16 protein-coding genes and 1 pseudogene are annotated in these 26,243 nt (G+C 37.4%); all 17 read right to left on the reverse strand.

Annotated features, from left to right (window positions below):
• Positions 1-35 precede the first annotated feature (35 nt).
• The 17 genes and pseudogenes from Bovatus_RS07460 to Bovatus_RS07540 all read right to left on the reverse strand — a co-directional run bounded on the left by Bovatus_RS07460 (position 36) and on the right by Bovatus_RS07540 (position 26,232).
• On the reverse strand, positions 36-1,856 hold the full coding sequence (locus tag Bovatus_RS07460) for a GmrSD restriction endonuclease domain-containing protein (protein ID WP_004300582.1): 1,821 nt from the start codon (positions 1,854-1,856) through the stop codon (positions 36-38).
• A gap of 23 nt (positions 1,857-1,879) precedes the next feature.
• Positions 1,880-4,810 (reverse strand): type I restriction endonuclease subunit R, encoded by a 2,931-nt coding sequence (locus Bovatus_RS07465; RefSeq protein ID WP_004300583.1) that lies wholly within the window; start codon positions 4,808-4,810, stop codon positions 1,880-1,882.
• 32 nt (positions 4,811-4,842) lie between these two features.
• A complete protein-coding gene (locus Bovatus_RS07470; protein ID WP_004300584.1) occupies positions 4,843-5,994 on the reverse strand; it encodes a restriction endonuclease subunit S in 1,152 nt (383 codons plus the stop codon).
• A 1-nt stretch (position 5,995) separates the two neighbouring features.
• Complete coding sequence (xerA, locus tag Bovatus_RS07475; protein WP_004300585.1) at positions 5,996-6,979, reverse strand: site-specific tyrosine recombinase/integron integrase; 984 nt, start codon at positions 6,977-6,979, stop codon at positions 5,996-5,998.
• 57 nt (positions 6,980-7,036) lie between these two features.
• Positions 7,037-8,167, reverse strand: coding sequence for a restriction endonuclease subunit S (locus Bovatus_RS07480; RefSeq protein WP_004300586.1), 1,131 nt, complete (start codon positions 8,165-8,167; stop codon positions 7,037-7,039).
• The gene (locus Bovatus_RS07485; protein ID WP_004300587.1) at positions 8,160-9,692 is read right to left on the reverse strand and encodes a type I restriction-modification system subunit M; all 1,533 of its coding nucleotides are present in this window, start codon (positions 9,690-9,692) and stop codon (positions 8,160-8,162) included. The genes Bovatus_RS07480 and Bovatus_RS07485 overlap by 8 nt, the downstream gene beginning before the upstream one ends.
• A gap of 5 nt (positions 9,693-9,697) precedes the next feature.
• Positions 9,698-11,191, reverse strand: a complete 1,494-nt coding sequence (locus tag Bovatus_RS07490; RefSeq protein ID WP_004300588.1) for a type I restriction-modification system subunit M — start codon at positions 11,189-11,191, stop codon at positions 9,698-9,700.
• Between the two features lie 36 nt (positions 11,192-11,227).
• Positions 11,228-12,601, reverse strand: coding sequence for an ATP-binding protein (locus Bovatus_RS07495; RefSeq protein WP_025813877.1), 1,374 nt, complete (start codon positions 12,599-12,601; stop codon positions 11,228-11,230).
• Between the two features lie 117 nt (positions 12,602-12,718).
• Complete coding sequence (locus tag Bovatus_RS07500; protein ID WP_004300590.1) at positions 12,719-13,039, reverse strand: helix-turn-helix domain-containing protein; 321 nt, start codon at positions 13,037-13,039, stop codon at positions 12,719-12,721.
• A 612-nt stretch (positions 13,040-13,651) separates the two neighbouring features.
• Positions 13,652-14,725, reverse strand: a pseudogene (locus Bovatus_RS07505) (carboxypeptidase-like regulatory domain-containing protein); the annotation flags it as partial.
• A gap of 233 nt (positions 14,726-14,958) precedes the next feature.
• Positions 14,959-15,549 carry a sugar O-acetyltransferase gene (locus Bovatus_RS07510; protein ID WP_004300595.1) on the reverse strand — a complete coding sequence of 197 codons (591 nt, stop codon included), beginning with the start codon at positions 15,547-15,549 and terminating at the stop codon, positions 14,959-14,961.
• 20 nt (positions 15,550-15,569) lie between these two features.
• The gene (locus Bovatus_RS07515) at positions 15,570-16,115 is read right to left on the reverse strand and encodes a DUF2500 family protein (RefSeq protein WP_004300596.1); all 546 of its coding nucleotides are present in this window, start codon (positions 16,113-16,115) and stop codon (positions 15,570-15,572) included.
• Between the two features lie 191 nt (positions 16,116-16,306).
• Positions 16,307-18,388, reverse strand: coding sequence for a beta-glucosidase (locus Bovatus_RS07520; RefSeq protein ID WP_004300597.1), 2,082 nt, complete (start codon positions 18,386-18,388; stop codon positions 16,307-16,309).
• Between the two features lie 62 nt (positions 18,389-18,450).
• Entirely contained in the window at positions 18,451-20,022 is a 1,572-nt protein-coding gene (locus tag Bovatus_RS07525; RefSeq protein ID WP_004300598.1) for a PKD domain-containing protein, read from the reverse strand.
• Between the two features lie 298 nt (positions 20,023-20,320).
• A complete protein-coding gene (locus Bovatus_RS07530) occupies positions 20,321-21,481 on the reverse strand; it encodes a sialidase family protein (RefSeq protein WP_004300600.1) in 1,161 nt (386 codons plus the stop codon).
• Positions 21,468-22,922: a RagB/SusD family nutrient uptake outer membrane protein gene (locus Bovatus_RS07535; protein WP_004300601.1), complete on the reverse strand. Its 1,455-nt coding sequence runs from the start codon at positions 22,920-22,922 to the stop codon at positions 21,468-21,470. The genes Bovatus_RS07530 and Bovatus_RS07535 overlap by 14 nt, the downstream gene beginning before the upstream one ends.
• A 19-nt stretch (positions 22,923-22,941) precedes the next feature.
• The gene (locus tag Bovatus_RS07540) at positions 22,942-26,232 is read right to left on the reverse strand and encodes a SusC/RagA family TonB-linked outer membrane protein (protein ID WP_004300602.1); all 3,291 of its coding nucleotides are present in this window, start codon (positions 26,230-26,232) and stop codon (positions 22,942-22,944) included.
• Positions 26,233-26,243 lie beyond the last annotated feature (11 nt).

Raw genomic sequence — 26,243 nt, forward strand, 5'->3', positions numbered from 1 at the left:
TAATCATATTTTTCTAGTTTGTTACAGATTGCTATCTATATTAAAGCAACACCAAATTCACGGATTGTTTCTTCGCTATCTCTTCCTGAGACAGATTTGCCTGTCGCTTGCTCTATTCTGTCAAGCAATTGTTTTGCTCGATCTATGAAATAAGCATTGAAATCATCTAATGCAAGATGAGCATAACTTACCTTATGTGACTCTATAGCTTCCTGTATCTCAACTTGTTTTAATCCCTTATTTGCCATAGTTCCAATATAGGTACTTGGTGCATGTCCTCCTATTGAACGATTGGAAGATGCATAAATTGGAGTCTTATTAATGACAGAATTCCATTTTATACGTGGAAGGTTATTTTTCTCGCAATAAGTTTGAGGGAATATATGATGAATATCAGCATCTTCATCAATGTAAGATGCTATATCCATACGATGACCTGTCATAAAATCAAGTGGTGAATCTTGTAAGATAAGTGCCATAACACCTTTGTACGCTGCACTATTCCTAGTCTGCATGGTCAATAAACGAGTTGGTTGTATATTGGAACGATATACAGTCTCTGGCATTTCACCACCTTCCATCCAACGGAATACGCCCATTATATCAGTTGCAAATCTAGCTTCATTGGCACCCCCATATAGTTCACCCATTACGCCACACCAATACCAACGAGACAATAATTCCTGTTTGCTTCCAAGATGCAACATTTTTTTATTTTCGTTGTCGTATGCAAAGATTGCAGCAAGTGGAATAAGTTGTGACGAATATGGAAGATCTCTGGAACGGAAAATCCCCTGATGTACTAAGAAATCAGCTGCATCACAGAAACCTTTAATCAAAGCGTCATGATACTTCAAATAATCTTTCAATTCAAGCCTAAGAATGTCTTTTTTCTTACATGTTACAGCCACACGCTCATCATCACCTGAAACCACTCTTTTATAATATGATACCAACAGAGTCATTGCTGCCAAAAAATTAGCGCCAGTGATTTCTTTCAATAGCTCGCCATTTACTTTTTGAGCAAAAATATGACGAATGGTCTCCCAATCTTTTCTCAATTCATGTCCTTCAGCAGCAAATGTAGCTGTGACGAGTTCGAAAACCGTAAGAGGTACACCACCAGTGTTTACATTCTCAAAAATCTGGCAGACAGCTTCTTTCGGGGTTTCTTTATCAAGCTGAATTATAGGTATGTTATACTCTAAAATTGGGCGAAGAATCTGCTGTGAGAAATCACGGAATAAATTTCTATACTCTCTATCACCTTTGTAATAGTCTTCCATATCATAATGCCAATCTTCCGTATCATTATGAGAAAACGTAATATTCAAGGGAAACATCAGGTTCTCAAATTCTTTCTCTCTTGTGGATAAGTCCAGCGTTACATCACGACCAATATTTGTTGTAAGCTGTTTCTTCTCTGATACAGATATGATTGCTTCCAATCTGTCCGCAGTAGAGTCTAGACATTTACGAATATCTAGATAATAATAGCGTTTGATAATTGTATCTCGATTGGTCTCTAATCGAGTATTAGTTGCTTTCTTACTTTTCAAGACCTGATATAAGGTTGTGAGTCGCTGTTGTCCATCGAGCACAAGCCACTCAGGTGTAACTTCTGATATAGAATCCACACCTTCAAATGTGCGATACTTAAAACGGATATGCTCACCACCATTAGCCAAAAACATCGCTGCACCCATTGGGAAGCCAGATGTGATACTTTCTATTAGTTTACATATCTTCGTGTCATCCCAAACCCAACTACGTTGAAAGTCGGGTAATTGAGCCTTACCTTCTTCAACCATTTTTAGAAGGTCATCAAGTTTCTTATCGTGTGATTCAACAGCCATAACAAATTTATTTTATCAACCAATTAATAATACATCTCAATATACTGATAAGCCTTATCAAAAACTTCTTGATCTTTAATCTGGTAGTTAACCCACAGAATAGAACGTAGTTTCTTTTTTATCTCTCGCTGAGCTGTAATGCTTTTAAAAGCATCTTTAAACTTACGTACAATAGCTACCACATTTTCATCTATATCAGCAACTACACGTTCTACAATGATAGGAGTATCCTCAGTTCTAATTGATTCAAACAACTCCGTAAGAGCAGCTTTAGCTTGTTCCCTCTTGTCAAGAGGTTGATTTGAGTTTTTTTCTTCCTCAAGCACTTCTTTAGCAAGGGTGAGCAATCCTCGGAGGAAATCAATACTAGTTATAAGATTTTCCTCCATATGACGGCGCAGTTCATCCAACTTCTCAGCAAATGCCTTGTAATTGGGGTCTCCATGATGCTCTCCTAACCTCAAACGAAGCATTTTTTCCACTTCCAATATCTTTTTAGGATTGTCTTTGGCTTGCTCCAACACCATATCAATTACATCTCCATCTACCACAAGATCCTCAAGTGGAGTCCCAATATCAATTGTATCAATGTTACGATGAATGATTTCAATGGTTTTAGCACCCAATAAAGTCCATATGAGTGATCCTCCGGTACTAACAGGACGTACACTTTGATATACCTGAGCCAGCCAAGTATAATCCGCCTGATAAGCAGCCAGCATTGCATCCGGGCTTACTGTTTCCCAAGCTTTAGCCAATCGTGAAAAATGTTTTGCAAAATTCGTTTTTGTAGACTCATCAAGTAAACATTGCTGGGCAGCTTGCAAACCTTCCCAACCACCGATTGTCCGGTCTACACCAGGGAAAAAGTCAATACACTCTTGCAAAAATTGAGGTATCAACACTTTTATCTCATCAATATTCTTTACAACCGTTTTTACCGTCTCCTCATCAAAAGCAAGGCTTTTGGCTACATTATCAAATACACCAACGAAATCTACAATCAGACCACATTTCTTATCAACATTGTACTTTCTATTCGTACGGCAAATAGCTTGTAACAACGTATGATCCTTCATTGGTTTATCAAGATACATACATTGCAAAATTGGAGCATCAAAACCTGTCAACAGCTTTGAAGTGACAATCACCATTTTAATCGGTGACAATGGATCACGGAATTGGTCAAGAAGTTTTCTTTCTTGTTCTCTATCACGACGGTATGCTTTATACTCATCAGCTTTATCGCCAGCCGTATGCATAACGATAGTGGTTGCATCTTCCGAACCCAAAAGAGCATCAATCGCTTTCTTATATTTCACACAGCAGTCTCGGTTATATACCACGACTTGAGCTTTCATTCCAGTGGGCTCTACATACTCTTTGAAGTGATTTACAATATAACGTGCGACATCGTTAATTCGCTTCTCTGCTGTAAAAAATGCTTCAACAGAAGTTCGTTTTACTAATTCGTTCTTTTCGTCCTCGGATATTTGATCGGTCAGTTCATCAAATTCTTCTTGTAATTGAGTTTCGTTAAGATGCATCTCTACCGGCACTGTTTGGAAATTCAATTCAAGCGTAGCTCCATCTTCAACAGAATTTTGGAAAGTATATTTTGAAATATATCCACCTTTCTCTAAATCCTCATCAGCTCCAAAAGATTGAAAAGTATTCTTATCTCGTTTATTGATAGGCGTTCCGGTAAGGCCAAAGAAAAATGCATTAGGTAATGCATTGCGCATTTTTTGTCCTAAATCCTTTTCCTGAGTTCGGTGTGCTTCATCTACCAATAAAATGATATTATCTCTTTCATTCAGTACACTATCAACATCTCCGAACTTGAAAATTGTCGTTATCAGAATCTTGCGCTGATCCTGCTTGAAAAATGCAACTAACTCATCTTTTGTCTTTGCAGATTCTATATTAGGAATATCAGCACGAGTAAAATCGCCCGTTATCTGATCTTCCAAATCAATACGGTCATCAACGATAACAACTGTGGGAGCATGTAATTCGTTCTGCAAACGTAATTTTTGGGCAGCAAATACCATCAACCATGATTTTCCCGAACCTTGGAAATGCCAAATAAGACCTTTCTTCGGACCTTGTTTCTCTCGATATGTATTTAAGACACGCTGAACAATAGCTTCACCACCTATATATTGTTGATAACGGCAAACTATTTTTATTTTTTTGCCTGATGATGTTCCTGTAAAAACACTATAGTAACGATATATATCAAGCAGTCGGTTTGGTTGAACCAACCCCATTACGTTACTTTTAACCGACTCTATTGTACCATGCTGACGACTTTCATCATTAAACCAAGGTCCCCATTTGTCAACAGGGGCACAGATGCCGGCATATTGAAGTTCTTTACCTTCTGTAGCAAAGGTTAATATATTCGGAACAAACATTTCTGGAATGCTCTTTTCGTAATGCAGCATATCAATGGCTCCGTCAGCCCATGTTATCTGAGGGCGAACAGGAGATTTTGCTTCACCAACACAAACCGGAATTCCATTTATCAGATAAACCAAATCCAAACGTTTACCTCCTTCAACAGAACTACGTGGAAACTCCCATTGATTGGTCACTACACAATAATCTTCGACCGCATCTTCGCTAAAGAATCTGATAGGTATATATTCACCATCCTTTCCAAAAGGCTCTGTGTTTTCATTAAATAATAATGTACGAAAACGGTCATTGGCAGTCACCAATTCATCATAATTACCTCCACAAGTAATAGCAGCACGGAGTTTATAAATAACTTGCTCCGCTTGTTGACGTGTTATTGGATTTAACCTGACAAGAGCTTCCAATAGCCATGATTCAACAAGGACAGAATCAGAACTACGAGGTATATCCTGTGACTTTACATACTGCCAACTACTTTGGGTTGCAGCTTCTATGAGCATTTGCTCCACTGTATTGTCTTCGTTAAACATATCTATGGTTTTTATTGTTATCAATTTAATAATTAAGCGATTTTCCCTAATTCGTCACTCTGTATGTCATTCAAATATACTAAAGCTTTTTGAATGACAGATTTTGATTTGTCGGCTTGTCTATATATTGCTTCAAAACGCCTTTGTTCCTCCATCGCAGGCAATCCAACCATAAAATGGTCCAGATATGAAGCACTAACTCTTTTCTGCCCGCCTGTTCCAGACATATTTTTTGCAGCACGCTCACGAAATATAGGCATTCGTGTTAATGCTAACAGCCAATAGGGACTAGATATTCCGTTAATTGGCCGCAATACATGAAATTCTGTAGATCCCATTCCTATACCATTTGTAAGTCCATGTACAATAGCTCCTTTGCCATTCTCCATACAAGGTGTAATTTTGGCAAACAAGACATCATTATTCTCAAAATATGTAAAGCCTTTTTTTACTTTTCCATATTCTTCGTCAGTCATATCTACCAAATATCCATCCTCACTTACCGCCGGCATAGGAATAAAAGAGACTTTATCGGTGTCGCAAAGAGCAATGTTAGGACGTCTTGGATTTAGAATACAACATTCTCCTAATCTTTTCAACTCATTCTTCTGATTTAAAGAAAGAGGATTCCCAAACATCTCGATAAATTGCGATTTGAAGTCGCCAAATTTTGATTTATCGGCCTGTTGAGCAATGCTTACAAACTTCATCTGTTCATTGTAAGGGGGCAATTCTATTTTCAATTCAGAGAATGAAGTTTGATTCAATGATTTGAATGATGTGCCAGTCCCCATTTTCTTAATGTTGTCTTTTTGATACATTAAAGCATGATAAAGAAACTCTACGTTACATACGTTATCGTGGCACTTTGCTCTACATATAGACTGATTGGTTGCACATTCTATCTTATTGATTGCCATTACTCCGATACTACCTCGACATACATACATCAAGGTATCTACTGGGATAATCTTGCATGTAGCATATCCGGCTTCTGTGACCTTCTCGCAAGTGTCATATACATACTTATTTTTCATGTCCTCTGCAGATACCCATGGCTTATCTCCATTCCAATATTCAAGATTTGCCTTAGAAGGCGTACCTCCAGTGGATACATCAGCAAACGATTTTAGCATTCTCAAAGGATACCCCTTCTCTTTGAACATCTCGATAAATTGCGACATACTAACCAATAAATTTACGGTGAGACATTTTTACATTTGTCTGATTCACCATAGCATATTGCAATGTTGTATCAAGACTTTGATGCCCTAAGAGATGCTGGACCTGCTCTATAGGCATACCTTTATCTATCGCCATTGTCGCCAACGTACGGCGAAATTTATGAGGATGCACCTTAGGAATATTCAATTCACGCCCCAAACGACGTAAACGTATTTCCACACCACTTATCTGTAAGCGATCGTAAGGTGCTAATAATGAAACAAACAGGGCAGGATTGTCATCTATCCGTTCTGCCAAATAACGTTGTAAATGTATCTTTGTACGAGCATCGAAATAAACTCGACGTTGCTTATCTCCTTTACCGGTAACGATGCATTCCCGGTTTTCAAAGTCTATATCGTTCCGATTGAGTTTGACCAACTCCCCGACACGCATACCAGTAGAGGCCAACAAATCAATCAAGGCTAAATCGCGAATACCTTCGCAATGGTCACGCATTTGTTCTAACGCTTCATCGGAGTATGTTTCTTTGACTGTTTTTCCGACTTTTACTTTATGAATCCGACGTACCGGACTCTTCACAATATAATCCTCATCCTCAAGCCATGAAAAGAAACTTGACAAAATGCGACGTATATTGTCTACCGTAACCTTTGTAGCACCGCTTGTCTGCTGATAATCATTTAAGTAATTACGCAAGTCATCAGTAGTGATATGGCGAATATTTTTTTCTATTTTCCTGATAGCATTATTTAATGTACTTCGATAATAGTGCATCGACTTATCCGAACAACCTTCGACTCGTTTAGCCGACAAAAAACTATCTATTAATTCACTATTACCACTGCACTCTTCATTGTTCTTAGACGACACGTTGATATCACGAAAGGCATAATCTAGCACCTTTCGTAATTGACTCATTTGCTCATTGTTTAAAACTCCCAGCATAGCCTGCTCTATGTCATTAATCAGATTCTCTATCATATTATTAATAAATTTGTTATCCAATTAAGCCGCAGCTATCAACGTATCTCTCTTATTCTATCCGTTTATTAAACTCTTTATGACTTTATCGATATTTTCAATACACTGCTTCAACTCAAATTTTGATTTATCGGCTTGTGTGAGGACCTCAACAAACAAGATTTGTTCATCCATACTAGGAACAGGAACTTTCATTTTCTTGATATCTGAGAATACGATATCAACTTGATTTGTAGAACCAGTTACATATTGCCTGTATATTTCTGCTTGCGTATCATTTAAAGAAAGGTATGTATTAAGCACTTCTGGAAGAATCACTGCTCTATCTGTTGACAAGGCAATCACATGTCCATCATTTATGTAGGTATTATTGTCTGAAGGACAAATAAATACACAACATCGTCCAAGAGTACCATTTCCAGTTGCATTCAAGAGAACATCTCCTGATTCAAGTATTCTCTTCCTAACTGGGATTTCCTCGTTGTGGTATTTTATATTACCCAAACGTTGACCATCCCAATGGATACATGCTTGATTAATCACTAAGACAGAAGAAGATTCAACATATTTTGGCGTTATCCCCTTATTCATGATTGGACAAACCGATTCAAGGGTTTGCTTATTATGAGTATTATAATACATCTCGATAAATTGCGATTTCACCATTTCATCAGTGGCAACAAGTAGTTTCTTATAAGCCTCCTTCAATCGATAGGCTGCCCATAATTTATCAACAAGAACTTTTTGTTCCTCTAATGGAGGTAATTCAAACTCAAAATCAGCCAAATCAGAAAATAACACATAAGGATTTGTAGAACCTTTTGATTTAGCTATCGACCAAGTCGTAAAATCCTTTGATAGCATAATGAACGGCAACAAACGTTGCTCAAATGCATGAGGATCTTTCGTTTCAAAAACAAAAGTAGTATTAGCACATACTCCTTCAAAATCAGCAACTGCTATTTTCTTTAGATATGTTCTTCTTGAACCATACAAAATCTGACCTGGTTTAAATACACGAATAAAAGCAGGTCCAACATCATCTGTTGTAAAACATCCTTTCCTATGTATGGTTAAATCCTCCGAATCCATATGATCGCCTGCAACATAGTATTCATACGGATTATTTAGACGATCTATATTTATCTTCACATCTTTAACGACATCTCCAAACTTTACCCTACTCATATTTTAGCATACTTAAAAGATTAGCAACTTCGATATGCATTGATCTTGAAGCCTCAATCCATTTTGGGAGTGATTCATCCAAAATGTATATTTCATTTGTTCCTTTTTGCTTGACATAACTTTGTATACTAAGCAAACTCTTATTATTATCTATATCATTTATATCAGCAACTTTTGCAAAATATTCTATATCTTCAAAATTTTCATAAGCAGAAATAATTTTCTGGATGTGAGTATTTTCTAAATAACTTTCAGCATTCTTTCTTGATACCTCTCCTTTTGCGTCAATAAAAATAACTTTACCTTTATGACTATCTTCTTTTCTATTTTTGCAGATAATAATACAAGCCTCCATAGAAGCATTAAAAAATAGATTAGGACCAAGTCCAATTACGCAATCTACAATATCTATTTCAACTAATTTTTTGCGCAACTCATATTCTTCATCACGAAATAGTACACCATGGGGAAACAATATAGCACACCTACCAGTATTTCTATCCATCGAAGCAATAATATGTTGAAAAAATGCATAATCAGCTCTTCCTTGCGGAGGCGTTCCCAAGAAATTACGTCCCCACTTATCATTCATGAATTTTTCACGATTCCATTCTTTGATTGAATAAGGAGGATTTGCCAGAACAATGTCGAACTTACGAAGATGGCTGCCATCCAAGAATGCAGGATGCTCCAACGTATCTGCACATGCAATCGAAAAATCTTCAACTCCATTCAAATAAAGATTCATTCGTGCAATAGAAGAAGTCAAGCCATTCACCTCTTGTCCGAACACCTGTACACTCTGCCACTCTGCACCTTTGTTGCGAAGATAGTCTAAACATTTAACCAACATACCCCCGGAACCACAAGTTGGGTCATAAATGCTTTCATTCGGTTGTGGCTGCAGTATCTCAGCCATAAGTTGAACGACTGTTCTATTCGTATAGAACTCCTGAGCAGTATTTCCGGCATCATCGGCAAACTTTCCAACAAGGTATTCGTATGCCTGCCCCATCTCATCGGCAGGACAAGCCTTTAGGCTCAACGTATATTTAGAAAAATCCTCAATCAACGAAGTAATGATATTATCAGGCATCTTCGCCTTATTGGTCCAGCCATCCTTAGGTCCGAAAATACCTTCTAATCCTCCGATTTTTCTACCATCCATTTCCTTAGCAGGATTGGCTTGCTCAATGGCAATAAATGCTTCGACTAATTTATTACCAACATTTTCCGTCACCTCACGAACATCTCTCCAGTGCGCACCATCAGGAATACGGATGGGGAGATCTTCTACTTGCATACCTGCATACTCAACTCCTCCTTCACACACAAATCCTTCAAACTGTTCATCATAAACATCGGAAATGCGTTTGAAAAAAAGCAAAGGGAAAATATACTCTTTATATCCTGCAGCATCAATCTGACCACGCAAATGAGTGGCAGCCGCCCAAAGGAAACTTTTAAGTTCATCGAGCGTAATAGGGTCATCAGGAAGACGATATTGTTTTACTTTTTCTGCCATATTGATTATGCGTTAATGAGTAATGAAAATTCGTTCTCCAATCGCTTCACATCTGCGTATGCTTGTTTGAACTCAGCCAACACTTCCGCATAAGGACGAATTTCCTCCTTGTGGTAAACCACATAGCGATTGGGCGAAAGATTATACTCTTTATCTCTTATCTCCTGCAATGTAACGATTCGAGAATAGTCCTCTTCATCGGAGTAATTTTGATAAAGTGAATATAACCTATCTATATCATTCTCTTCTAAAATATTCTGCGCTCTCTTTTGAGTTAGAATTTTGGAACCATCTATCATCAAAATCCGTCCGGAATGATGAGCCTGTTTCATTCTTCGTATTATCAAAAAGCACGGTGAAAGTCCAGTTCCATAAAACAATTTATCTCCTAATGTAACAACGGCTTCTATCAAATCACTTTCGACTAATTGTTTCCTTATTTCTGCTTCTTGATTTCCACGAAACAGAATACCTTGCGGCATTACAACAGCCATACGCCCCTTGCCGGAAGACATAGAACATATCATATGCTGAATCCACGCATAGTCACCACAACTATCACTCGGTGTGCCATAGATATTGCGCTTATATTTATCTGAACTCCATTCCGTTGCTCCCCAATTTTCAAGAGAAAATGGGGGGTTTGCTATAACACAATCGAATTTGGCGATATTACCACCTTGAAGAATTTTTGGGTCTCTCAATGTGTCGCCTTGCATTACATTAAAATCAGATGCACCATGCAGGAATAGATTCATTTTAGCAATGGCCGCATTCACGACATTCTTTTCCTGTCCGAATATACTTCCGCAGCAAAGAGAATCATCGTGCATATATCGTATAGCTTCGATAAGCATTCCTCCACTACCACAAGCAGGATCATATACAGTTTCCCCCGGTTGCGGATCGAGAATATGCACTAATAATCTCACAACAGAACGAGGAGTATAAAACTCTCCAGCTTGAGCCTTACTATCATCGGCAAACTTCTTCAATAATATTTCATAAGCATCACCCATTAAGTCCGCAGGGTAATCCTTATTACCAAGTTTTCGTTTTGATAGATGTTCTATCAGGTCACGAATCTTGCTATCATTGAGTATTGCTTTGTTAGTCCATTTCTGAGATGAAAACATAGATAGCACCCCATACAATGTATCTGGGTTTGCTATCTCTATCTGCCTCATAGCACCGACTATGGCAGCTCCAAGATTTTCTGTACGCTCTCGGACTTCTTGCCAATGACAACCATCAGGAATAACAAAACGATGTTGTTCTGGCAGAGATGCATACTCCTTATCACCACCACTTGATATTAAAGCTTCTTCTGTTTCTTCATCATAAACATCAGATATCCGCTTGTAATAAAGTAAAGGCGTGATATAATCCTTAAAATTATCTTGGCTTACAGGACCGCGTATTATATTACAGGCCTCAAACAAGAAATTGTATAAGTCCTGTGCACCTGTAAGCTCTTTATTTATTGTTTTTTTTGCCATCTAATAACTCTGTCAAATCGTAAATTTGATATCTCTTTACTTCATTAACTCTACAACATTTTCCGACAACATTGCATTCCCAGCATCATCTTTCGGAGCGTTCTTAAGGAACAGTACAGGAACGATAGTGTAGTTCTTAGCAAACGGCAACAGATTAGCTTTGCGGAGAAGCTCAGCAGTTAGCTGTTTGCCATTCTCCCCTGTTGTCCATTTACATTCTCCGACCAACAGATACTTTTTATCGAGCGATTCAGCCATCACGTCAAATTCAACTTGTTCCGGCTTCTTATCCTCATTGAGAACAGAGCCCCACCAGCGTTTTGCTTTGCCATAAACTACTCCATTAACAAGATTTCCTGTTACGGCATCCCGACACAGTTTTTCCCATTGCATACTCACATACTCAGAGAAATGAGCAGTCAAAGCCTGTTCTATGGGTAAGCGACGACCAAGTTCAATGAACGAACGATTAGGGACAACAAACTGATAGTAGAATGCCATAAACGGATCGGCAATCTTGTAGAGGCTCTTTTTCGCATTCTTTTCATCAATCCCGAACGGAACATCTTTTTCCAAAAAACCGAGATCAACAAGTTTCTTCAATGGACGCGACAGATTAGTTGCAGGTTCATTGCATCGTGCAGCAATTTCGGAAAGACGGTTTGCACCAGTACCGATATAAGACATTATTGTCGAAGTCTTGACTATATCCTTAACATCATCCTGAAACAGTTTTACCGGCTCCTCATAAAGAGTCCCATTTACAGAAAGGATATTATGCCACATGGCATCATCAAGCGAAATTCTGTTTTCCCTCAGTTCCCAATAGCGCGGCACACCGCCCCATATAGCATACTCTTCAATAGCGTTCATCGCATTAAGGTTCAATGCCTCCTGAATATAGGGTAAACGTATAGGGGTAAGTCTCATTATCTCATCAGCACGACCATAAAGAGGCGCAGTAGAATCAAGAAACAACCCATACATCATATTTTGTGATGAACCACAAAGCACCAGATTATACTTCAACTGTTTCTCATCAACAAGTTTCTGCAATACAGACGGCAGTTCAGGAGATTGCTCCACAAGATACGGAAATTCGTCCAAACACAAAGTAAAACGTTTGTCTGTTCGATAATTAACCGCACGAAACATCGACTCCCAATCGGGATACGACAACTTCTCAAAATCAGGAAACACCTGTGCTATCACTTTTGCAAGTAATGCCCTCTGATGTTGACCTTCCGAACGGTCTGCAAGGAAGTATACATCATTTTCTGACAACACCCTTTTAATAAGCGTTGATTTACCCAATCGTCTGCGACCATACATCACAACTAACGAGGATTTCTCTCTTGCAAGAGCATCCTTCAGTCGTGCTGCTTCATCTATTCTATCAACAAATTTCATATCCCACATTATTATGCAGTGCAAACATAATGTTTTTATGGCATAATACAAAATTTTAAGCTGTATTTTTTATCCTGATAGAGTCATTATCGACTTATATGCAGAAAAAAGTGAGTTTTATCTCTTTTTCGAAGCTCTTTTCCTTGTCTTCAAACTCAAATCCTGTAATGTTTTCCCTAGTTTGTCTTCTTTGGCCAACCACAGAATATCATCGTCAAGCTGTAAAGCATACAACACGCGCAAATATATTCCGATTGCCACTGTCGGCACACCTTTCTCTATTCGGGACACGGTCAACGGAGAACAGGTGGCACGTTCCGCCACTTGAGCTACACTCAGATTCCTGCGCAAGCGAGCCAGTTTAATCTGTTCTCCCACAACGGACATCTTTTGTTCTAATTTTCGGGGCAACTTAGTCCCCATTGTATTCTTTGCCATGTTAACTCATCATATAATATACAAAGATACTACTTTTTACTTATTTAATGATACATTACACATAAAAAATCGCATCAAAGCCATATAATCAGTCATAGACATAATCATTTGGAATAGAATTTCAAAATTAAATGCCATCATATTATTCATAAGCACAGTATACATCTACTAACAAATAAAATACTATTCGTTATACAGGCGTAAACAACCCCTCCTTGCTATGTCTGTTTAATATTAGTTTGACCATTCAAACGAAAAGTAACTTTACTTTATCCCTGTATTCATATATACACGCATTAAAGTAAAACTAAAAGAGGGAAGAAAGAAATAGCTATACCAAAATCGAAGACCACCCCAATTATAAGCTAAAAAATCCGTGAACTCATTTATGATTTTGCATCCATAATCAGCGAAATAATCACAGACATGCCCTATCTTTGCGAAACGGAGATTTAAGAGCAAAATAGAGTCATTTTTCTCTTTTTCCCTTCGTTTGAAAACAAACTAAGGTTAAAAGTGTTAAATCTTCGATTTTCGGCAAAAAAACAAGTAAATTTTTGAGGCTTCTATCTTTTAAACCATAAACTATTGACAATCAATTAGCATAATATGCTGTGTCGGGAAATTCAGTTTGAAGTTCAAGTCCTGATAGTCCATCTTTCCGCCCTCCAAGTTCAGAAGTCCTGTTGTGGAATACCGATAATTGAAAATATAGGACGCTTTGTGCTTCTTGCTTAACGGTCCTTCGGAAGCTACATCAATTCCCATGATGCCCACTTGAAGCGTATTCTCATTCTTCTGGTTATTGCCATTGCGCAATTTCATATCAAACACACCGGATACCGCATTTCCATATTCTGCCGGAAAAGCTCCGGTAAAGAAATCGGAATTACCCAATACCTGCGAACTAAGAGATGAAAGTATTCCTCCACCCAATGTGGCAATATCCGCAAAGTGATTCGGGTTGGGAATTTCAACGTCTTCCAATCGCCATTGCAACAAATGGGGAGCATTGCCATGAATGGATATTCCATTGGAAGATACACTGGGGGCCACTCCGGCAAAGGAGGATACCAAACGGGCAGGGTCGTCAAAACCTCCGGCATAGCGGCTCGCTTCTTCCACACTCAACATACGGGCTCCGGTAGTAGCCATCTTATTCATCGCCTCCTCTTTATTGGTTCTGGCACGAATCACTACTTCATTGAGTTCGTTTACACTTTCTTTCAAAGGAATTTCCAGATAAACCTCCTTGGCGGAAGTTACCAGTATCTCTCTGAAAATACCCGGCTCATATCCCATAAAGGCTGCCTCTACCGTATGCCGTCCAACAGGAACCTGTGGTATGCTGAAACGCCCGAGACTGTCTGTTATCGTACCTGTTCCCTCTTTTTCGGATAATCTCACCGTTGCATACGGTATCGGGTGTTTTGAATCCCCGTCAATAACCATTCCCCGGATTGTCTGTACCGGCCGTCCTTTTCTCTGCGGTGTCTGACTAAACGCCACTGCGGATACCAACAAAGCAACCAACAAAAGTATCCACCCGCCATAACGATGTATTTTCCGGGTTAACTCTTCACTAAGAACTCTTTCAAAGGTTTTGAGTACTGCGCTGCATTCATCTGCGGAGATACCTGACTGAATAGATATTTTTTCTAATAATCTAGTTTTATTCATCTTCATGATTTTATTCTGTTTTTATTTCGTCACGAAGATAGAGTATAGAAGATTGCCGATTTTTGAAATGAGACGAATGCATCCCGTTCGTAGACAAAACACAAAATTGATAAGACGAAAAATCGTCCGAACTATGGAATTTCACTTAAAGAAGAACCTCTTTTTAAAAGACACATCACTTTCAGAACGATTTATATCCTCTAAAAGTGATGTGACTTTTTTTAATAGCACACGCCAACCTACCCTAAAAAGTCGGTCTTATCTTTATCCGTGATCTCCCGAATTACTTTACATGGCACTCCCGCAGCGATTACATTTTCCGGCACATCCTTAGTCACTACACTTCCTGCTCCGATTACCGAATTTCTCCCAATGGTAACACCACCCATAATATGAACGCCTGCACCAATCCAGACATTATCCTCTATTACAATCGGATGTGCATAGCAACCTCCCATAATGCGTTCCCGGGCATCAAGTGCATGATTTGCTGTGTACAATCCTACACGTGGCCCCAACAATACATTATCCCCTATTGTAATAAGATTCCCATCCAACATGATGCAATCAAAATTAGCAAAGAAGTTGTTTCCTATAGTGATATTAAATCCAAACTCACACCGGAAATTGGGTTCGAAGTGAACATTCTCCCCAATGCCTTTCAACAAATTGCGTAATAATGCTTCACGAACCTCTTTGGGTTTTCCATAAGTAGAGTTATAATCATTAGTCAGAAAAACGACTTGTTCTCTTCTCTGAACCAGTTCTGTAGACAAATCATTATACATAGTCCCCGACAACATTCTTTCATACAATTCTCTATTTTCCATATCTATATCATAATGATTGATTAAAGTCCTTTTGTAATCACCGGTAATCCGAAAAAGCCTTTTTGTAAAGTCAGTATCTTCGATGCACCTGCCTTGGCCTTATTATAAGTGGAAAGTGACACATGCAGCTCTTCCACAGCTCCATTCTCAAAAGCTACCTGCAAATAGTATTCCTTACGTATGCCATCCGAAACATAACGATGCCTGCCTACTCTACGGGTCTTCTTGTGTGTTTCTACATATTTTTTCTGTACCATCACTGTTTCTTCGTGTGTGGAAGCAGGATCGGCAAACCAATAATTACCGCCAAGAAACAAGACATAACTGATGGCACCGATGCAAGCCAAATGACACAAACAATTAATTACTTTACCATCCATGGTTGTCAGCCATATCCATTTCTTATAGAATGGGATAGTAACAAGAGCAATCAAAAGCGCCATTCCAAGAGGTATCCACCAGGCAGTCAGTGTATCTTCGTAGATAACATATCCAATGCCACACGAAGCAATAAATATCAGAAGCATCAAAAAGCGAAGTATCCTAATAAATAGAGTTTTCATCATATTTCTTTCATTTATACGCAAATATAAAAATAAGCTACTGAAAACACTGATTATTAAGAAAAATACTTGATTCAACCTACTAATTCATGATTAATCAAAAGCCTTTTGCCGATATATCAAGACCTTTTGATTTTCCATCATAACTGAAATTCATGCTTATTGTATCTCCTAATAAAATGACAGCTATACAATCATTCTTTTGTGAAAGAAAGAATATGACTAATATGTCTGGAGGATGTTCCTAATAAAATAGAATATTGACCGGAATTCACTTTCCAATCATGCGTTTCATCATCCCAGAAAGCCAAATCCTCTGGCGTTATTTCAAATTCTACAGTTTGATTCTCTCCTGAATTTAAAAATATCTTCTTAAACCTTTTCAGTTCTTTCTCGGGACGCGACACAGATGGTTGATTTTCTTTGAGATATAGCTGTATAACTTCAGCTCCTTTCTGACTTCCTGTATTTGTAATAGTCACCGAACATCTTATCATTTGGTCATTCATTTTTTTAGATGACAAACGTGGTTTAATCAATGTAAAAGTTGTATAAGAAAGCCCATACCCAAAAGGATAAAGTGGTTCTATATTTTTTGTATCATACCATCTATATCCCACTAATACACTTTCTCCATAATTCACATCATACACATTGATAAGATGCTCATTTTTAAGTTCATTATAGAGTGACGCCCCTTTAGGTAAGTATCCCCATGCCGGTGAGTCCTCAAATGTTTTTTCTATAGTCATTGGTAACTTACCAGAAGGAGTTACCTTACCTGTGATAATATCTGTAAGTGCTTCAAAACCCGATTGTCCTCCATACCACCCGTAAATCAAACCCGCCAATCGATCATTCCATGCAGACATATCAATAGCTGATCCCGTATTGAGGATAGCAATAGTATTAGGATTATTTTTAGTGACATATCGCATTAATGATTCATCTTCTTTTGGCAAAGCAAATGGACGTTCTATTGCTTCTTTATCTCGCGTACCCATACTTAGCAAAACGATGTCAGCCTCTTTTATATCAGCTACAGTAGGCTTTTCTATATAATACACTGTTCTGCCAAAAGCTCTCTGTAATGCTTCAATCAGACTTACATTATTGTAGCCGATTACTTCTGCAGCTCCATAGCCACGAGGTATTTCATATATAAACTTACCTGTCAATAATATTTTTCTATTCTTTGTTGGATCAAGTGGCAAAATATTATCTCTGTTTTTAAGTAAAACAATTCCTTCTTCTGCCACTTGTCGTGCAATTTTTTCATGCTCCTGATACTTATCAAGCAAAGACAAGTCATATTTGGACCTATCATAAAATCCCATTGCAATACAAGTAGCCAAAATAGGACGCACCATATCATCTAAATCTTTTTCTGTGATTTTTTTCTGATGGTATAAACCCAACACAGATTCTCCAAAATTATATGAACCAGGCATCTCCAAATTCTGTCCTGATTTAATAACTTTCTCCAAATTCCACACCGAATTCCAATCACTCATTACCAACCATTTAAATCCCAATTTTTCTCTAAGAATATTCTTAATAACATATGAACTTTGCCCAGCCCACTCTCCATCAATTTGGTTATACGAGGTCATTACAGACATAGCACCTGCATCTATTCCTGCCTTAAAACCAGGTAAATAGATTTCATTCATAGCTCGTTCGCTAATGATAGAATTACTCCGTTTACGATAAAATTCGGTGTTGTTCCCATAGAAATGCTTCAAACAAGCCGCTGTGCCTGTACTTTGAAGTCCCGTTACATATTGACTTACCATTTGAGATACTAAATAAGGATCTTCTCCAAAATATTCAAAGTTTCTTGCACATTGAGATTGTCGATAAATATTTAATCCAGGACCCAACAAAACTTCGATACCTCCGGCTCTACATTCCTCACCAATAGCTTTTGCATATTGGTAAGATAGATCTGGAGAAAATGTAGAGGCTAACAATATAGGAGAAGGAAAAGCTGTTGAGCGTTCCAATTGTTTCACCACATTAGGATCAGGCAAATTATTTCGGATATTTACTCCTTGTGTTGCATCCGACAAGTAAATGGGAAGTATCCCTTTCTCTTCGAATCCTTTAATAAAGAATTTATTATATCCTCTGACCATAAGTGCCTTCTCTTCTATCGTCAATCGTTCCAATAAGTCATTCGCCTTTTTATATGCCGCAGTTGCGTCCATTATTTGTTGAGCATATATCCCAATGCAACTAATAAACATAAAAACAAGTGAGATAATTTTTTTCATATTATGAAAACTCTTTAATGTAGAACTCCTCTTTATAATAGAGAAGTTCTACCTATTAATATTTAATTATTATATAATTCTTTTATTTCACTTTCTGATAATATTCTTTCGTACAAAATAAAATCATCCAGATAACCATTTAAAAAGTTTTCAGGGGCAAATGCTCCATTAGTAAAGCGATAATTACAACCAATGTAATATGGCCAATTATCAACTACTTTGTCAATAACCCCTTTCTTTTCAATAACTTTTTCTCCGTCTATATAAAGATAACTATCCCTTTTGCCATCAACTTTTTGATAAACACAAACATAATGATGCCATTCACCATCATCCATCCGTTTTCCTTCATATTCAGCCCAGTTTCCAGCCTTACCTTTATATTCTACGCAGAACACAACAGTTTTACCACTAGTATCAAGTCTGAACCAACTTTGTCTTGGGACAGGATCAGTATATGTAGCACCAGGACCAACACCTTGATGGAATATAGCATTCTTTCCAGTCATATTTGAAGTCTTCACCCAGAATGCAACAGTAAACTCACTCTCCGTATAGTGGCTCTTTAACCCTTCTTCAGGAATAGACAATATTGAATAATTTTCTTTATCTCCCTGGAAATGAGCAGCGAATCTACATTCAGCACTTTCGCCAGAAAAACGTGCCGGAGCATTATAGACATTTGCCCCAGTTCCTCCTATAAGTTCTTCAGGGTTCAATTGATTGGGACCTATATCTTTATTATCACCATCGAATGGTAAATATAACACTAGTTTTTCTGCAGAAATGACATATACGTATCCTTCTTTCTCTTTTACGGAACTGTTCACCGAGTTTTTGACCGTTAACGTCACTTTATATTTTCCAGGATTTACATACTGCACCACAGGATTCTGATCTGTTGAAACAGAAGGATTACCTCCTTCAAAAGTCCATTTCCAGTCTTCCACCATTCCCAATGTTTTATCTAAAAAGTGAATATATCCTCCGGCATATGTATTCCGGCATTGTGCTCCAAAATCTGCGGCAATCGCATTCTTATCAATAACAGTGATATAATCCACCATTACTTTATCAGAAGATGCTTTCGGATTTTTTGCCACTAATTTAACCGTATAAATTCCCGGAGAGAACATCATTTGTGGATTTTGTTCTGTTGAAGTAATAATTTCTCCACCTTCTTTAGGAGTAAAACTCCACAACCATTCATTAGGATAGCCTTTAGATAAATCTTTGAAAGATATAATATCTTCATTTGTTGCAGTAGTCTTATCTGCAGAGAAGTTGGCTGTTATCTGAGATGGGTAGTTGACAGTAATATATTGTTCTTTCACAATTTCATTAACATTGCTTCCTCGTCCAACAGACAAAATGACAGAATAAACTCCAGGTTTATTGTACACAACACTAGGACTGAATAAGACCGAAGTCTCCGGTTCTCCTCCATCAAAATGCCAGTTCCACTTAGTCGGTTCACCGATAGAAGCATCTTTGAAAGTGACACTTTCACCCATTGTGACTTCCTGAACATTCGATTCAAATGCTGCCTGTAATGATTGCAAATCATCTTCAGAACAAGCAGACAATACTATCATAACGACACACTGTAATAAATATAAAACTTTTCTTTTCATATCAGTGATATATTAAATTCATTGTATTTTATTAATTCTAATTCTCTCAAAACTAATCTTTTCGTATAGCTTTGAGCTGCCATTTTCATATAAAATTCCTATTTCATTATCAGAGAACATTACGATATCAGAATAGGCGAAGCCCCACTATATACGACATATCCTGCCGACCATGTTTTACCATTATCCGCACTTTTCTTTATACTCATATTTATGCGTGTTAAACTTATATCTGTATTCTCCTGCACATCAGAACAGGAAAATAAAAACAGTCTGAACAATATGTATTGACACCAATTCATTGTATCGATTTTATATTGACAACTTTAAAAGCCAATCCATCTGTATATCTTTTTTCTCCACCTTCATATATAAGAGCAATCTGTGAATCAGAGAGTTCAACCAAATCCGAATAACCAGAGTTTCCTTCATACACAATATATTGCCCTTTCCAACTTTTTCCACCATCAGAGCTTTTCTTAATAGTCATATTAATACGTTCTGTAGCAGAAGCTGCATTTGAGAGAAAAACAGATTGTCCTATTGATAGTATACTACCCTGACATTTACAATCTATTTGATCGTTGCTAGCTTGAGGATTAGACCACGTTATACCACCATCCTGACTAATACTATTTTTTCGGTAGAATCCTTCATCCGCTCTCATATTCAACATTAAAGTTCCCTCTCCTATTTCAGCAACAGAACATTCGCCAACACCACTAACCGGAGTTGGTTCACCTGGTTTCCATGTCTTTCCGTAATCATCAGAATAAATAATATGCGAATAACTTTTTACTTTTCCATTTTCCCTAGTAGTAAAATAGTTTGGAGCAATTAAACGTCCCCTATTGGTCCCTTTCTGAATTTGAATACCATGACAAGGTCCAGTAGCGTACCAATCCCATTTTTCTTTTTTCACAGCAGAAGTTATCTCAACAGGAGATGCCCAAGTGACACCGTCATCATCCGAATAGGTATAATACGGACGCCGAGTGTTTTCTCCGGTTCCATTGGTTATTGTTCCCCACTTATCTGTTTGATAATTCCATGTCATTAACAAATGTATTCTACCTTTATCATCAACAATCGGAACAGGATTTCCACAAGTATTCTGCCCATCATCCCATATCATTATTTGTTTACTCCATGTTTTTCCATTATCAGACGAACGCTTAACAACAAGATCTATATCTCCACTGTCTCCATTACTTCTAGCTTTTCTAGCCTCTGCAAATGCCAATAAGGTATTACTCTGCGTTTTAACAATAGCAGGTATTCTATAGACTTCATATCCGTCTACTCCCTGACTATAGACATAATCGAATTGGGATGCTGGAACTTCCTCTTCAGGTGAAGGTGGAACCGGAGTATCTTGTGAATCATCATCTTTTTGACAAGCCTGTGTAAATAGGCTCGTCATAAGAAATATACATGTCAGAATCTTATAAGTTTTCATATCCTTGGGTTTGTTTCAGATTAGGATTAATATTCATATCACTTAGTGGAATTGCGAGATATAATGGAATAATAATATTATCAATAGCTTTCTTTTTCAAGTTCGGAACTTCCTGATAGACATCTATTGTTCCACCAAAATGGAATCTGAGAAGATCAGGCCATCTTTTCCTTTCAAGATATAATTCTCTTGCACGCTCATTCAGAATCTCCTTTTCCACTACTTTTTTATCCGTACTTCCATTATAAATACCTATCTTAGCACGATCCCTGACTTTATTTAACTCAATGATAGCCTGCGGTGTCTGATTCAATGCTGCATAAGCTTCGGCCTTGAACAAATACATCTCTGCAAGTCGATAAATGATAATATCCGAATCATAGGTACGATCACCTTCTGTTTTTGTCCCCTTCATCTTATTATCGAAAATACCGATCTCATTTCCTCCCGCATCCTTAGCTATTATAAAAGACTCTTTTGTTCTAATATCAGTGGGATTAGCATAAAAAAGATCTATTAAAAAAGAGCTTGGTGCATAAGTACTGCGAGCCCCACCTTTTGCATAAGGTATTTCATCTTTATTTACTGCCTTTTCCACAAATACATCTCTTGGCTTCAAACTTTGACTATATTGGGCTTCCTTTTCATAAATCTCAAAGTGAATAGTCCATATCACTTCTTTTCCATATTTAGTACCATAAATATCGGCAAAATTGTCTTCAAAAGAAAGACCTTTACTTGCTAAATCAGCATAAGTGATAACATCTTTCAAATCCTGCTCAGAACCATTCAAGACTTTCGCTTTCCATAACAAAATATCGGCTTTCAGTGCATAACATGCCGGTTTTGAGGCTCTTCCTTTTCCATTCGTATAACTTTCTTCCGGGAAGAGATTGATTGCTGCATTCACATCACTTAGAGCCCGTTCTAAAACTTGCTCTGCCGGCTCCCTTGCTAATTTAGGCTTATTGGAACTTTCTGTCGGTTCCAGTTCTATAGGAGCATCTCCCCATATACGAGCTACACAGAAATACATATATCCCCTTATGCAATATGCTTCTGCCAACAGCCTGTTTTTATCAGATTCCACTCCAAAACTTATTCCAGGAGTATACTTTAATAACATATTACAATGCTGAATTACCGAATAATAACTTGACCAACCATATCCGTTTTGTGAAGTCAGATTCTGCGCCCACAAATTCGATGGACCACCTTCCAGACCTGTTGTAAAAGCATCTCCTCTATCTTCAAAATGAAGAGTTGAATTAGAAGTATCACGTAACTTAGTATAAATACCTATCAAATAGCTTTCTACATCCCCCTTTGTATTCCAGTACCCGTCTCCCGTTATACTTGAAACTGTATCTACATCCAACAAATTGCATGAATGTAACAAAAACAATGAAATTCCTAATAATATTGATTTAATTTGTTTCATAATTACAAGTCTTATTTAATTAGAAATTAATTTTTACTCCCATATTATATTGTCTTGGCCTTGGGTATACCCCATAATCCACTCCGGTATATATTTCAGGAAACATACCATCATATTTCTTTATATAACCTATGTTATATGCTCCAGCAAAAACTTCCACTCCACTCAATCTTATTTTTCTAACCCAAGTTGATGGTAGCATATAGCTTAAAGACACTTCTCTAAATGCCAGATAATCTCCTTTACTAAAATACAGGCTATTGTTGGTACTCCCACTTTCAGAACTGCCTATTTGATTATCCCATCTCATATGATTTCGATATTGATAATCGTAATCACTTTGAACTGTATATTTAGGATATTTCGTTCCATCATTCGCACTTTGCCAGGAATTGGTCATTGCGTCTTTTATGGCATTATTGTTATTACGTGAACTACCCATTATCTGTCCTTTAAAACCATTATCTATCACATGTCCCATAGCCCAGTCCATTACAACTCGTACAGTAAGTCCTTTATATTTGAAAGAGTTGACAATACCTCCTACCTTATCCGGTCGGATATATCCCATGAATTTCATATCTTTAGAGTCCAATTGCCCATCATTGTTCACGTCTTCAAATATGGCATCTCCTGCATGTTTCTTTCTACCTTGCGCATTAGGATCATTAGGGGCTTTAGCTGCTTCTTCTTCCGTTTGATAGGTTCCTAAATAATGAAACGCCCATCTTCCACCAAACTTTTCGCCCTCAGCAATTCCCCCAACCTTTTTAGTACCTCCTGTAGCAGGATCATAAATAAAATTACCTCCTACCCGATTTTTCTCTTCTCCATTATCCGGTAAATCTACTACGATTCCTTTATTGTAAGCAAACGTCAATGATAAATCCCATGAAAAATCTTTGGTTTGAATAGGAGTAGCATTCAACTCTATTTCTATTCCGGAGTTTCTTACTGAACCATAATTACTCTTAATCGAACTAAAGCCCGTAGAATTCCATAAAGGTTCATCATACAATCTATCAAATGTCAGTTTATTATAGTAGTCAATTAATAATCCCAATCTATTATTAAAAAATCCGAGATCGACTCCGATATCATACGATTCCGTCGTTTCCCATCGTAATTGAGAATTTTTTAATGTTGTATTTAGTATACCTACTGATCCTTGATAATTAGTATCTGTAATTTTGTACTCACCTCTTGAATTGGCAACACTCAAATTGTTATTACCCGTACGCCCCCAACTTGCACGCCATTTCCAACGACTCATAATACTTTCTAATGGCTTGAAGAAATTTTCCCTATGCATATTCCATCCAGCTGATACTCCAGGGAAAAATCCCCATTTATTATCTTCTGCAAACCGTGAAGAACCATCTGCACGCATACTGACAGAAACTATATATTTACCTTTATAATCATAGTTTACACGTCCAAAATAACTTAAAGTAGCTTCCATTGTCTTAGTAGAACTTGCTCTTTGTGTACTATCTGCCGTTGCATTTAATGTTGGAATTAAATCTATAGAAGATCCACTACCGCTTGCCGAAAGTCTGTAACTATAATCATGAGTATAACTGGCACCTGCTACAGCTCCTATATTATGCTCCTTGATTTTCTTATCATACGAAAGAACCAAATCTCCCTGCAAATGTCTGTCATAGTTATGCTTAGCTGAAGCAGGACGGATTGTATTTCCAGTCGTCTCATTATCTGCCTGAAAATAATTCTCAATACCTTCAGTTCCAAAATAATAGGCTGTTGGTTTTAAAACTAGCCCAGGTAAAATATTCCAGATTGCACCCAACTGAAAAGTTGTCCTATACACACTAGTATCATCATAATTTGTTTTATAATAAATCTCATGCAATCTACTTCTGAAAGAAGAAATACCTTCTCCGGGGGCTGGAGTTCCATCTTCATAGTACAATCTGTAGGTCGGTGGTGTTAATATACTTCGAGATATAGTATTGACTGTATTTCCACCTCCCACAGCATCTCTAACCTGCAGACTAGCTTTAGTAGACAAACTCCATGCCTCACTTAATTTATAATTTCCATTAAATAAGACACTATAATTTTTATAATTTGTACCTCTAAGTATACCATCCTGATTCAAATATCTTAAACCTACATAATAGTTAATCGCCTCTGTTCCTCCACTAATACTAAGATCAACCTCATGCTTTTGTCCTGTTGTGAAAGTTGCTTTCTGAAAGTCATTATCCTGGAAGATGAGCTGTTTTCCCGTAACAGGGTCCGCCATGGTTTGCCAGCCCTCATGTTCCAGCAGATTACTCACATAACCTTGACCATACTTTTGCAAATAAACATCCAAAAATTCAAGTGTATTTTTAGAGTTTCTCGGATTTCCTGTTGACATACCAAAAGAACCACTTAAGAATTTTGCCTGATCTTCCTTTCCATTATATGTCAAATCAGCCTGATTAAATTTCGCAATATTAGAACGGGATAATGTTATATAATCCCGTGCATTCAATAGTGGAATTCTCTGCGGTTGTTGTTCCACTCCATACGTATACCTTAAACTGACAGTAGGTTTCCCTTTCTGACCAGCTTTGGTTTTAACCAAGATTATACCATTAGCAGCTCTGGAACCATAAATAGCAGTAGAAGCAGCATCTTTCAGAACTTCTATCGATTCTATATCTGCAGGATTCATATCTGATATATTTCTAAATCCTTGTGATATTATACCATCAATAATTATTAAGGGAGTATCACTTTCAGGTGAAGTAGAACTACCTCCACGAATAAATATTTGAGGGTCTGCCCCCGGTTGTCCATTAGATATTTGTAAGGATAAACCTGGAACTTTGCCTTGTAATTGTAATAACGGATTCTGTCCTGGTGCTTTTTGAAATTCCTCTTTATTTATCTTAGAAATAGAATTTGTTATTAATGCTCTTGACTGTTTACCATAACCAATGGCAACGACTTCATCAAGTAACACAGAACTCTCTTCCAAAACAATCACAATATTTCTCCGTCCCTTAATATCAACCTCTTTTGTTTCCATTCCGACAAAAGAGACAATCAGAGTTGCATTAGGAGGAACCATTATAGAAAATTCACCGGAAGCATTGGTGATAGTACCTTTATCCATACCTTTTACGGATATTGAAACTCCTGGTAATTCAACTCCTGTCTGGTCTTGTACTACACCAGAGACCTTTATATCTTCAGAATTAATATTATTTGCTTGAATATTTGAAAATACAGATGATAAGATAAATACCATCGATAATATTAATAAATCTTTAGTATGCTTTATTGAGTTTTTCATAAAAAATAAAA

This window comes from Bacteroides ovatus, assembly GCF_001314995.1.
In the GTDB taxonomy this organism is placed as follows: Bacteria; Bacteroidota; Bacteroidia; order Bacteroidales; family Bacteroidaceae; genus Bacteroides; species Bacteroides ovatus.